Below are 12,148 nucleotides of genomic sequence, written 5' to 3'. Positions count from 1 at the left end.
ATTGGTCCACGCGAAACGATTCCGCGCGCTCGCGCCTCATGGGACGCGGCCTGCGCGCCTCGGACCGGCGCGCTTCGACCCCGCACTCGGTGCGGGGGAACTGGGCAAGTCTACACGCAGTATGTGTGGCGCCACGAACCGGGTGGCTCAGAGGAGTTCGTCCCAGCCCGACGCCGTCGGCTCGCGCGGGCAGGTTGCGCGCCGCACCGGCGGGGTGCCCGCGCAGCCCGGTGGGGGTGCAGGCACCCCGCCCGGGCGCCAGGAATCAGACGGCGGTGTACCCGCCGTCCACCAGGTAGTAGGACCCGGTGATGAAGGATGCGGCGTCCGAGAGCAGGAACGCGGTCAGCTGCGCGACCTCCTCGGGGGTGCCCAGCCGCCCCATGGGGTGCTTGGCAATCAGCTCCGCGAGCACCTGCGGCGGCAGGTTCTCCAGCAGCGGGGTGTCGATGTACGCGGGGCCCACGGCGTTCACGCGGATCCCCCGCTGGGCGTAGTCCACACCGGTCTGCCTGGTGAGACCCACCAGGCCGTGCTTGGCGGTGGTGTAGGCGGAGTTGCCCATCATGGTGGCCACGGTGGAGTGGATGGAGCCCACGTTCACGACGGCCCCACCCCCGTGCTGCTCGATCACCGGCAGCTGGGCGTGCATCCCGTAGGCCACCCCGTTGAGGTCGATGGCCACCGTGCGCTCCCAGGCGGCGATGTCGGTCTCCCCCAGCGCCTCGGCCTGCCCGCCCACACCAGCATTGTTCACGGCGTAGTGCAGCCCGCCGTATGTCTGGACCGCGAAGTCCACGGCGGCCTGCGCGTCGTCCCTGCTGGCGACGTCCTGGCGAATGCCCGCGGCATCACCACCGGCGGCCATGATGGCCTGCACCACGTCGTCGACGCCCGTGGCATCGATGTCCGTGACCACCACCTTGGCGCCGCGGCGCGCCAGATCCTTCGCGATCGCCGCGCCGATCCCCGAAGCCGCTCCGGTGACCAGTGCTACTCGGGATGTGAACTCTGACATGGGGACTCCTGGGTGTCGATGTCGGTGTGAACCCCTCCAGTCTTACCGGCGGGACACGCCACGGCCAGGTGTTGCGCACATGAGACGGTGGGAACACCCGCGGTTCGCGGACTGCGGCGTTCCCACCGGGATCCTCATGCACGACGAGACCAGCCACGCGGGAGAACGAAGCCGGCCGTTCCACGGCGTCACGCCTGCGGTCTGCTGTCCCTCGCGAAGCGACGCGCCTTGACCCGCTCGGGCAGGACCGTGTTGAGCAGGGCAGCGCGGCGTGTGGCCCGGTCCCCGCCGATGACGTGGTCCTTGCCCGCGAACATGGCCTCCACACCCTGGCGGGCGACCTCGGCCGGGTCGTTCTTCCACTCGTTCGAGCCGAAGACCGTGTTGTCCATCCCCGCGGTGTGGTGGAACTGTGTGGCCGTGGCGCCGGGAAGCAGGGCTGTCACGGACACCCCGTACTCCTTCATCTCCTCATGCAGCCCCTGCGCGAAGGCGTATGCGAAGGCGCGCGTGGGCCCGTAGATGGATTCGTAGGGAGTGGGAGTCAGCGCGGAGAGGGACGCGGTGATCAGGATCCTGCCCGAACGCTGCCGCGCCATAGTGCGCACCACGCGCTTGGCGAGCCGCACCTGGCCCGCGACGTTGAGATCCAACATGTGCAGCTCGTCCTCGAGGTCCGTGTCCACGAACGAACCACCCAGGCTCTTGCCTGCGTTGAGGACCGCCACGTCCAGGGGCATGGCAAGTTCTTCGTAGCGGGCCCAGAGCAGCGCCACTCCCTCCGCGGTGCTGAGGTCCGCGCGCACGGGGATGACATTGACCGTCGGAGCGGAATCGCCCGCAGCCTCCTGCAACTTCTGCGGCAGGGACTCGATCCGCTCGCTCGAGCCCACGCCCAGGATGTCGTACCCGTGGGCCACGAGCTGCGACGCGATCTCGAACCCGATTCCGGATGATGCGCCGGTGACGAGCGCCAAGGACGTCACGATTGCTCCTCCTCGTCCGCGGCCTTCTCCGCGTCGTGTTCCGCGCGCAGCTCCTGGGCCGACTGCTCCTCCTGCGCCTTCTGCTCGCGGACCACCTCGGTGAGCAGCTTGGTCATCTCCTTGGCCACGCCGGCCGCGGACTGCGGGTTCTGCCCGGTGACGAGGCGCTCGTCCACCTGGACGTTCTCCTCCCAGTTCTCCGCGACCTTGACCGTGGCCCCCTGCTCCTCGAGCCGCTCCTGCAGCAGGTAGGGCACCGTGTCCTTCTTGCCCACTTCCTCCTCCTCGGCGGTGGTGAAGGCCGCCACCTTCCGCCCGGAGAGCAGGTTCACGCCGTTGGCCAGCTCCACGTCCACCAGCCCGGACGGGCCGTGGCACACCGCGCCCACCACACCGCCGGCGTCGTAGACGGCGGCCACGAGCTTCTGGAGGTCCCGGTTGCCCGTGAAGTCCCACATGGTGCCGTGCCCGCCCACCAGGTACACGGCGTCGTACTGGGAGGGGTCCACCACCGAGACCTTGGGGGTGTTGTAGAGGGAGGCCTTGGCGGTCTCGTCCTGCGTGAACTCCACCTGCACGGGATCGTCCTGCTGCACGGCGTCCTGCGGGGGCTGCCCGCCGGCGATGGACGCGAAGTCCACGAAGTAGCCGGCGTCCCGGAACACCTTCCAGGGGTGCGCGGCCTCGGCCACGTTGTAGCCCGTGGCCTCACCCGTGTCCCCGAGGGTGTCCTGGCTGGTCAGGACCAGGAGGATCTTCTTCATGGTGGTGATGTCCATGGGGTCTCCTTTCGTGAGCGCGCGGCGCGCGCGGCGTGGCACCACCCTAGACAAGCGCCGCAGCCCCGGGTCCGGGACGTTCGCTGTGGGCGTGCCCGGCGCCGCCGGAATGGTGCGGGAACCCGCTGTTAGCATGAGCAGCGATCCCCGGCGGGGTGCTCCGACCCCCGCGCGGCCCCGTCCCACCACAACGAAAGGCTCTTCCCATGCGCATCTCCAACGCCATCCTCCGCGGCATTCCCGGCGCCTACCTGCTGCAGTCCGGCTACGGCAAGCTCGGCATGGACGCCCAGGCGGCCGAGGGCCTCAAGCAGTTCGCCGCCACCGGCGTCCCCCAGTTCGCCGAGTGGGACTCCCGGACCTTCGCCACGTTCATCGCGGGCACCGAGCTGGCCGTGGGAGCCGCCCTGGTCACGCCGTTCGTGTCCAAGCGCCTGGCCGGTGCGGGCCTGCTCGCGTTCAGCGCCGGGCTGCTCACCATGTACTTCCGCAACCCGGAGATGACCCAGGAGGACGGCATCCGCCCGTCCGAGCAGGGCATCCAGCTCTCCAAGGACGCCTTCCTCGCCACGATCGGCGCGGCCCTCATGGTGCAGAAGTAGCGCCTCACACGCATCCGGTCACGACGACGCCGCAGGCCACCCTGCGGCGTCGTCGCCTTTTCCGCCCCGGGCACAAAAGGCGGGCCCTGCACCCCAAGGGGTACTGCTAGGTTGGTCAGCAATCCGCACCATCCCTCACGGAAAGCTCCGTCCCCCCCATGGAATCCCTGCAAAGCAGCTTGGACACCGTTCGCGACCTGATCTGGGGGCCGTGGCTGCTCCTGCCCCTGCTCTTCGGCACGGGCGTCTTCCTCACGTTCCGCCTGCGCGGGATCCAGTTCCGCCTGTTCACCAAGGCCGTGAGCCTGGGCTTCGGGCGCCGCTCGCGCGCCAAGGGCGAGAAGGGGGACATCTCCTCCTTCGCGGCCATGTCCACCGCGCTGGCCGCGACCGTGGGCACCGGCAACATCGTGGGCGTGGCCGCCGCGATCTCCATCGGCGGGCCGGGCGCGCTGTTCTGGATGTGGATCACGGCGCTGTTCGGCATGGCATCCAAGTACGCGGAGTGCTTCCTGGGCGTGCGCTTCCGCACCCGGGACACCGCCGGACAGCTCACGGGCGGACCGCAGGTGTACCTGGCCCGCGGGATCCCCAACAAGTTCGGCCGGGCCCTGTCCGTGGTCTTCGCGGTGGGCTGCGTGGTGGCCACGTTCGGGATCGGCAACATGACCCAGGGCAACGCGATCGCGTCCAACCTGGAGCACTCCTTCAGCGTGCCGCCCGTGCTGACCGCCGTGGTGCTCGCGGTGGGCACCGGGCTGGCCCTGGTGGGCGGCATCCAGTCCATCGCCAAGGTGACTACCTACATGGTGCCGCTGATGATCGTGCTCTACATCGGCTCCGGTCTCTACATCATCGGCGTGAACTACGAGGGCATCCCCGAGGCCCTGCGGCTGATCTTCACAGGTGCGTTCACCCCCATGGGCGCCACGGGCGGCTTCGTGGGCTCCACGGTGCTCGTGGCCATGCGCATGGGCGCGGCGCGCTCGCTGTTCTCCAACGAGTCCGGCATGGGCACCGCCTCAATCGCGGCGTCCATCGCCCAGACCAGCCACCCCGTGCGCCAGGGGCTCGTGTCCATGACCCAGACGTTCGTGGACACCCTGGTGGTCATCTCCATCACGGGCTTCGTGATCCTCACCACCGGCATGTGGACCCAGGGCGACACCGCCACCATGACCTCCCGGGCCTTCGCCACCGGGCTGCCGGGTGAGTGGGGCGGCACCATCGTGACCATCTGCCTGGTGCTGCTGGGCTACTCCACCGTGCTGGGCTGGGCGTACTACGGCGAGCGCAACGTGGAGCGCCTGGCGGGGGCGCGGGCGGCCATCGTGTACCGCGTGGTCTTCTCGGTCGCCGCCGGTCTCGGGGCGCTGGCCCCCCTGGCGCTCGTGTGGACGTTCTCGGACATCATGAACGGGCTCATGGCCATCCCCAACCTGATCGGGCTGGTGATGCTCTCCGGGCTGGTGGTCCGGGAGACCAGGCTCTACCTGGACCACGACCCCAAGTTCACCGCCACCACCGAGGAGATCAACGCGTTCATGGGCAGCCACCCCGGCGCCCTGGACGCGCAGATCGGCCACGAGGTGGACCTCACCTCGCCCACGCCCGCCCTCTCGGAGACGGGTTCCGCACCCACGCCCCCGGCCATCACGGGCAACGACGCCGCCGCGCGCTCCTGAGCCCCGGGTCCCCGGGCTGCCCGCTCAGGCCTGCCCGGAGTCCCGAGCCCGCACCTCGACGGTCTGGGCGATCGTGTGGGACTCCCCCGCCACCAGGCGCACCGGGGAGCCCATCACGTTGCCGGCCTCGACGCACACCATGGTCCGCCACTCGTCGTCCCCGAAGTCGCTGATCCCCACGGCCTTGTCCGCCCACGGGTTCCACACCACGGTGCTGTCCGAGCCCTCCTTGCCGAGCACCAGCACGCGGTCCAGGGCGGGGTCGTCCACGTGCACCTCGCCGCGGTGGGCGAACACGGCGTCAGTCTCGCCCGTGAGGCGCAGCCCGCCCACCTGGGTGCGCTGCTCCTTGGCCACCTTGTCGTAGTAGGACACGCCGTCCAGTCCGGAGAGCGTGATCCGGGTGGCGTCCCCCACGTGCAGGTAGGTGTGCAGGGCCTCCTCGACCTCGAAGGTCTCGGAGCCCGTGTTCGTGACCGTGAGCTCCAGGCGCAGCCTGCGCCCCGCGGTCATCCGGAACCGGGCGGCGAACTCGTGGGGGAACGGTGCGCGCAGCTCGTCGGAGACGTCCTCGGGCGTGAGGGTGAACTCCGCGAAGGGGTCACCGTGCTGGTCCTCGCCCTGCTCCGTGAGCGCCCACTCGGTGATCCGCGCGAAGCCGTGGGCGGGTTCCATCTCCCCCGTGCGCCCGGGGCCGAACCACGGGAAGCACAGGGGCACCCCGCCGCGCAGCGCCCGGCCGGTCTCGCTGTAGGCCCGCGAGGACATCCACAGGACGGGCTCGTGCCCCTCCGGGGCCCAGGAGACCGCGTGGGCGCCGTAGCTCAGCACGGCGCCGGTGCCGTGGGGGCCCGACAGGGTCAGGGGTTCGGGCAGTCGTGTCATACCCCCACCTAAGCACGCTCCCCGGCCTGCGCCGGGGAGCAGCACGGCAGGTTACTGCCGGGTTACGAGTCCGCGTGCTCCGCGGACTCCGGGTGCGCGACCTCCTGCTTGAACCACTCGAAGGCCTGCCGGTGGGACTCCGAGCGGCGGACGAAGGCCCAGGAGATCCCCAGCAGCACGAGCCACACGGGAAGGGCCACGAGTGCCGTCGCCGTCTCCACCTCGGTGGTCAGCGTCCACACCACGAACGCGAAGAACAGCAGCACCACCACGCACATGAGAAGCCCGCCCGGCATCTTGTACTCGGAGGCCGCGTGGCGCTCCGGGTGCTTGCGGCGGAAGCACATGTATGACACCAGGATCATGGACCACACGAAGATGAACAGCATGGACGCCACGGACGTGATGAGCGTGAACGCCTCGATGATCGAGGCCCCGGCGTAGAGCACCGGGATGGTCAGCAGCAGCACCAGGGCGGTGAAGAACAGGGCCCGCACGGGAACTCCCACACGGTTGAGCCCCTTGAACAGCCGGGGTGCGCTGCCCTCCGCAGAGAGCCCGAACAGCATGCGGGAGGTGGAGTACACGCCCGAGTTGGAGGAGGACATCGCCGAGGTCAGCACCACGAAGTTCACCACGGAGGCGGCCGCCCCGAGGCCCGCGAGGGAGAACATGTCCACGAACGGGGACTGCTCCGGGTTGATCGAGCGCCACGGGGTGACCACCAGGATGGCCAGCAGGGAGCCCACGTAGAAGATCAGGATGCGCAGCGGCACGGAGTTGATGGCGCGGGGCAGCGTGGTGCGGGGGTCCCGCGCCTCGGCCGCCGTCGTGCCCACGAGCTCCACACCCACGAAGGCGAACACCGCGATCTGGAACCCCGCGACGACTCCCATGGCCCCGTGGGGGAACCAGCCGCCGTCGTTCCACAGGTTGGACACCTGGGCCACGTTGCCGTCCGGCGACGTGAAGTGCGTGACGGCCATGACCGCGCCCACCACGATCAGCGCCAGGATGGCCACGATCTTGATGAGCGCGAACCAGAACTCCATCTCCCCGAAGCTCTTCACGCTCACCGCGTTGAGCAGGAACACGACCACGAGCACGGCCACGGTGGGCAGCCACAGGGGCACCGAGGGCCACCAGAACTGCACGTACCCGGTGATGGCCACGAGCTCCGCGATCGCGGTGACGATCCAGCAGAACCAGTAGGACCAGCCCACGAAGAACCCGGCCCACGGTCCGATCAGGTCCGCCGCGAAGTCCGCGAAGGTCTTGTAGTGCAGGTTGGACAGCAGGATCTCACCCATCGCGCGCATCACGAAGAACAGGAACAAGCCGATGGCCATGTACACCAGGACCACGGCCGGACCGGCCAGGGAGATGGTGCGGCCCGAGCCCATGAACAGCCCGGTGCCGATCGCACCGCCGATCGCGATCAGCTGGATGTGGCGGTTGCTCAGGCCACGGGTGGGGCCGGAGTGTGCGTGGGGCGGCGACACCGCGGTGGAGCTGTTGGTCATGGCTCCCGAGGGTACACCGCCACCGCGCGTGGCCGTGGCCTGGACCACACCCCTGCGCGGGTCGTCCGGGAACCGGGCCGGCGGCGCCTCGGCATCACTCGGGGACTGCGCCGGCGCCGCGTCGGCCTCGCCCAGGAGCCGGGTCGGCGAGGCGTCGGACCCACCCGGGGACCACTCCGGCATCACGTCGACCTCGCCCCGAGGGCCGTGCCGGCGTGATGCTGGGGACCGTGCCCGTCAGGTGCCGGGAACGCCTTCGAGGGTGCTCCGGGCACGACGCGGCCCCCGCGTCGCACTGTCGTGAACAGGCGGCGCGGGGCCCGGGGTGCTGGGGGCCGGGGTGGATCACCCCAGGGCCCGCCCCGGCGGATCCCCGCCGGGGCGGGCACCCGCCGCGGGCGGGCTCAGCGCACGCCGCCCGATGCCGCGCTCTGCGGCAGCACGTAGCTGTCGATCGCACCGGGGCGGCCGTCCATGAACCCGTCGATCTGCAGCTTGTCCGCCCGCAGGTGGGGGTCGTTGCGCAGGTAGTGCTTGGTCTCCCGAGCCACGAGCCCGGAGAGGATCAGCAGCCCGATCAGGTTCGGGATGGCCATGAGCCCGTTCATGAGGTCCGCGAAGGACCACACGATGGCCAGCGGCACGCTGCAGCCCACGAACACCACCGCGGAGAAGAACACGCGGTAGGGCATCACGGCCCCGCGACCGAAGAGCCGCTCCATGCAGCGCTCGCCATAGTACGCCCAGCCCAGGATGGTGGAGTACGCGAAGAGCACCAGGCCCACGGTCACGATCAGGTGGCCCCAGCCGCCGGGCAGGCCGTGGCTGAAGGCGTCACCGGTCATGGTGGCGGCGAAGTCCTTGCCCTGCTCCCACACGCCGGTGGTGACGATCACCAGGCCCGTGCAGGTCACCACGATGATGGTGTCGATGAACGTCTGCGTCATGGACACGAGCCCCTGGCGCACCGGGTGGGTGGTCTGGGCCGCGGCGGCGGCGATGGCCGCGGAGCCCATGCCGGACTCGTTGGAGAAGATCCCGCGGGCCACACCCATCTGCACCACGATGATGATGGCCGAGCCCGCGAAGCCGCCCACGGCCGCGTGGCCGGTGAACGCGGTGGTGAAGATGGTGGCGAAGGCCGCCGGGACGGCGTCGATGTTGACCACCAGGATGAACAGCGCGCCGAGCACGTAGAAGATGATCATCACGGGCACGAGCGCGGAGGTGACCTTGCCGATGGACTTGATGCCGCCCACGAGCACCAGCAGGGTCAGCACGGCGAGCACCAGGCCGGTGACCCACACGGGCACGCCGAACGAGGACTCCACGTTGGCGGAGATGGAGTTGCCCTGGGTCATGTTCCCGATGCCGAACGAGGCCAGCACGGCAGCCACGGCGAAGAACAGGGACAGGAACTTGCCGAAGCCGTTGGGGATGCCGCGGAACAGGTAGTACTGCGGGCCGCCCGAGATCTCGCCCTTGGCGTCCCGCGCGCGGAAGCGCACGCCCAGGAACGCCTCCGAGTACTTGGAGGCCATGCCGAGGATGCCGGTGACCCACATCCAGAACAGGGCGCCGGGCCCGCCCACGGAGATGGCGGTGGCCACGCCCACGATGTTGCCGGTGCCCACGGTCGCGGCGAGCGCGGTGGTCAGGGCCTGGAACTGGGAGACGTCCCCGCCGGGGGCGTCCTTGTCCTTGCGCTCGAACAGCGCGAGCCGCAGCGCGGGGATCAGCTTGGTGACCTGCAGCCCGGCGAGTCGGGCGGTGAGGTAGATGCCGGTGCCGAGCAGCAGCGGCATGAGGATGAAGGGCCCCCAGACGACGCCGTCCACGGCGTCGAGGAGGTTCTGGATCGCATCGAGCATGGAAGTGTCTCTCGTTCGTGCTGGAGGCGCGAAGCCGTGGATCAACTGTGAATCACGTCACCGTTTGGCACAGTGAACCACATCGGCGCCGCGGCTCCCGGCCCATCCGCCGCGTGGCGCGGCGGTGTTGCCGGCCCCGCCGGTCCTCGGGCACGACGACGCCGCGCGGCCGCCCCTTTGCCCTGCGCACCCGGGTGCCGGGTCACCGGGGTGCCGGAGCACCCGCGCACGAGGGGATGACGAGACCCCTGCACGCTCGACCCGCCGGGTACGGGTCCCTGCGGCGCCGCGGCCGAGGGGCCCGCCGCCCGAGCGCGCGCCGGGGTGCGGGAGCGCGCTGGGGGCGCGGGCGGCGTCGTGCGCTAGCGGCGCGCGGCGAGCACGAGGGCCACGGAGACCACCGCGCACGAGGCCATGCACGCGAGCATGGGCACGGCGGTGGACTCGCCCGCCAGTCCGGTGAGCGGGGTGACCACCCCGGCCATCACGAACTGCGCGGTGCCCACCACCGCGGCGCCGGTCCCGGCGAGGCCTCGGGCCTGGGCGCGTCGCTGGGCGAGGGCCACCGCGTTGCCGAGCACGAAACCCATGCAGGACTGGGAGAGGAAGATCAGCACGAGCGTGGCGGGGCCCACCACACCCAGCAGCGCGAGCACGAGGTTGAGCACGGAGGTCGCGGCGAGCCCCGTGACCCCGGCCAGCAGCAGCGACTCCGGCGCACGGGAGCCCACGATCCGGGTGTTGACCACGCCGGTGGCGATCGACCCGCACGCGTTGAGCGCGAAGACCACCGAGTACCCGAGCGCGCTGAAGCCCAGCACGTCCTGGATCACGAACGGGGACGCGGAGATGTAGGAGAACAGGGCCCCGAACGCGAACGCGAAGCTCAGGGCGTGCAGCGTGAACCGCCGGTCCCCGAGCACCGCGCGGGCGTTGCGGAGGATGCGCCCGATGCCGCCCCGCGAGCGGGCCTCGGGCGGCAGGGTCTCGGGGATCACGAGCAGCGAGCACCCGAGCATCACGGCGCCGAAGACGGTGAGCACCGCGAACGCCGTGCGCCAGTCCGCCACGGTGGCGATCACCCCGCCCGCGAGCGGTGCCACCACGGGCGCGAGGGACGTGATGAGGGACAGCACGGAGTACAGCTGCGCGGCCCGGTGCCCGCGGGCGATGTCCGAGACCACGGCGCGCGCGATCACCACCCCGGCGGCCCCGGCGGCGCCCTGCAGCAGCCGCAGCCCAAGCACGAGCCCGATGTGCGGGGCCACGATGATCGCCGCGGAGCTCAAGAGGAACACCAGGTTTCCCCCGAGCACCAGCCGACGGCGCCCGAGGACGTCCGAGAGCGGCCCCAGCAGGAACTGCCCGAGGGCCATCCCGACCATGTAGGCGGTCAGGCTCAGCTGGATCACGCTGGCCGGGGCGCCGAACCACTGCGCCATCTCCGGCATGGAGGCCAGGTACATGTCCGTGGCCATGGGACTCACGGCGGAGAGCACGCCCAGGGATCCCACGAGCACCACCGCGTCCCACCGCGGCCGCAGCCCCAGCCGGCTGCGCAGCAGATCGCGCGGCCCGGGATCCTGCATCGCGGGGCCCTGCTCGTCGGGATCCCCCTTCCGGGGGTCGCCGGGCGGGGACTCGGGCGGCTCGTGGTCCTGGGGCATGCGAGTCTCCTGCGCGGCGCCGGCGGAGGGTGGGCCTCAATCGTAGGGTCCGCCCGCCGCGCCGTGACCTCCCGTGACGGCCCGCCTAGGATGTTCCACGATGGAATCCAGCGATCGCACCCAGTCCTCCGCCCTCCCCTCCGGGGACGACGCCGCCCTGCCGGACTCGTCCGCCCCGGGCACCCCGGCCGGCGCCCCGGGCACCCCGGACACCGCGCCGGCGACCACCGCCCAGCACTCGGACGCCGAGCACGGCGAGCGGGCCGCCGCACCGCGGGACGGCGGGGGCGGCGCGGCGGCGTCGTCGTCCGGGGACGCGGTGGGTGGCGAGCCCGGCACCGACGGCCCCGGGGCGACCCCCGCGGCGTTCCACCGGCAGCCGTTCTCGTTCGTGCGCCGCGGGGACCGGCTCTCCCCCAAGCGGCAGAAGGCGTGGGAAGAGCATGCCGGGCAGTGGGTCCTGGAGATCCCCCGCGTGCGCACCGACACCTCCGTGGACCCCTCCTACCACCTGGACCGGGAGGCCGTGTTCGGCCGCACCGCGCCGCTCGTGGTGGAGATCGGCTCCGGGCTGGGCGAGGCGATCGTGGCGCACGCCGCCGCGCACCCCGAGCTGGACCACCTCGCGGTGGAGGTCTACAAGCCCGGGATCGCGGACCTGCTCATGAAGGCCGCGCAGGCCGGGGTGGAGAACGTGCGGGTCGCCCAGGCCAATGCCCCCGAGGTGCTCGAGCACATGCTCGAACCGGCATCCGTGTGCGAGCTGTGGGTGTTCTTCCCCGATCCGTGGCACAAGACCCGCCACCACAAGCGCCGCCTGGTCTCCCCCCGCTTCGCCGAGCTCGCCGCGCGCGTACTCGAGCCGGGCGGGCTGTGGCGCCTGGCCACGGACTGGCAGGAGTACGCCGTGGTGATGCGCGAGGTGCTCGACGCCGCGGACGCCGACTTCGAGAACCTCCACCCCGGGCCCGTGGCCGACGACGAGCACCCCGAGACGGGGTGGGCACCGCGCTGGGACGGGCGGGTCCTCACGAGCTTCGAGCGCAAGGCCACGGAGGCCGGCCGCGTGCCCCGGGATCTGACCTACCGGCATCGCTGACCCTGCGGCCACAGGGATCCCGGCCGGGGCAGT

At 71.1% G+C, this 12,148-nt stretch carries 10 protein-coding genes; 3 read left to right on the top strand and 7 right to left on the bottom strand.

The window, feature by feature from the left end:
- Positions 1 to 265: 265 nt before the first annotated feature.
- The 3 genes from DNL27_RS02700 to DNL27_RS02690 form a co-directional block, all read right to left on the bottom strand.
- Positions 266 to 1,018 (bottom strand): SDR family NAD(P)-dependent oxidoreductase, encoded by a 753-nt coding sequence (locus tag DNL27_RS02700; protein WP_012397486.1) that lies wholly within the window; start codon positions 1,016 to 1,018, stop codon positions 266 to 268.
- A gap of 188 nt (positions 1,019 to 1,206) precedes the next feature.
- The gene (locus DNL27_RS02695) at positions 1,207 to 2,004 is read right to left on the bottom strand and encodes an SDR family oxidoreductase (RefSeq protein WP_112234633.1); all 798 of its coding nucleotides are present in this window, start codon (positions 2,002 to 2,004) and stop codon (positions 1,207 to 1,209) included.
- On the bottom strand, positions 2,001 to 2,783 hold the full coding sequence (locus DNL27_RS02690; protein ID WP_112234632.1) for a type 1 glutamine amidotransferase domain-containing protein: 783 nt from the start codon (positions 2,781 to 2,783) through the stop codon (positions 2,001 to 2,003). The genes DNL27_RS02695 and DNL27_RS02690 overlap by 4 nt, the downstream gene beginning before the upstream one ends.
- Before the next feature lie 206 nt (positions 2,784 to 2,989).
- Here DNL27_RS02690 and DNL27_RS02685 point away from each other — a divergent pair, with 206 nt between their 5' ends.
- Both DNL27_RS02685 and DNL27_RS02680 read left to right on the top strand, forming a co-directional pair.
- Positions 2,990 to 3,385 carry a hypothetical protein gene (locus DNL27_RS02685; protein ID WP_058955762.1) on the top strand — a complete coding sequence of 132 codons (396 nt, stop codon included), beginning with the start codon at positions 2,990 to 2,992 and terminating at the stop codon, positions 3,383 to 3,385.
- Positions 3,386 to 3,543: 158 nt separating this feature from the next.
- Entirely contained in the window at positions 3,544 to 5,070 is a 1,527-nt protein-coding gene (locus tag DNL27_RS02680) for a sodium:alanine symporter family protein (protein ID WP_112234631.1), read from the top strand.
- Positions 5,071 to 5,094: 24 nt separating this feature from the next.
- On the opposite strand, the gene DNL27_RS02675 is transcribed toward DNL27_RS02680, so the two are convergent.
- From DNL27_RS02675 to DNL27_RS02660, 4 genes are all read right to left on the bottom strand, one after another.
- Positions 5,095 to 5,955, bottom strand: a complete 861-nt coding sequence (locus DNL27_RS02675) for a D-hexose-6-phosphate mutarotase (RefSeq protein WP_112234630.1) — start codon at positions 5,953 to 5,955, stop codon at positions 5,095 to 5,097.
- Between the two features lie 62 nt (positions 5,956 to 6,017).
- Positions 6,018 to 7,478, bottom strand: coding sequence for an amino acid permease (locus DNL27_RS02670; RefSeq protein ID WP_204360321.1), 1,461 nt, complete (start codon positions 7,476 to 7,478; stop codon positions 6,018 to 6,020).
- A 404-nt stretch (positions 7,479 to 7,882) separates the two neighbouring features.
- Entirely contained in the window at positions 7,883 to 9,349 is a 1,467-nt protein-coding gene (locus tag DNL27_RS02665) for a sodium:alanine symporter family protein (RefSeq protein ID WP_058955765.1), read from the bottom strand.
- Between the two features lie 362 nt (positions 9,350 to 9,711).
- Positions 9,712 to 11,016 carry a multidrug effflux MFS transporter gene (locus DNL27_RS02660; protein ID WP_239494425.1) on the bottom strand — a complete coding sequence of 435 codons (1,305 nt, stop codon included), beginning with the start codon at positions 11,014 to 11,016 and terminating at the stop codon, positions 9,712 to 9,714.
- A 100-nt stretch (positions 11,017 to 11,116) separates the two neighbouring features.
- Here DNL27_RS02660 and trmB point away from each other — a divergent pair, with 100 nt between their 5' ends.
- Positions 11,117 to 12,115: a tRNA (guanosine(46)-N7)-methyltransferase TrmB gene (gene trmB / locus DNL27_RS02655; protein ID WP_239494424.1), complete on the top strand. Its 999-nt coding sequence runs from the start codon at positions 11,117 to 11,119 to the stop codon at positions 12,113 to 12,115.
- Positions 12,116 to 12,148: the final 33 nt, after the last annotated feature.

Origin of the sequence: Kocuria sp. BT304, assembly GCF_003290245.1 — a bacterium.
GTDB lineage: Bacteria > Actinomycetota > Actinomycetes > Actinomycetales > Micrococcaceae > Kocuria > Kocuria rhizophila_A.
Note: the sequence above shows the minus strand (reverse complement) of the source record. Positions and strands in the feature narration are given on the sequence as shown.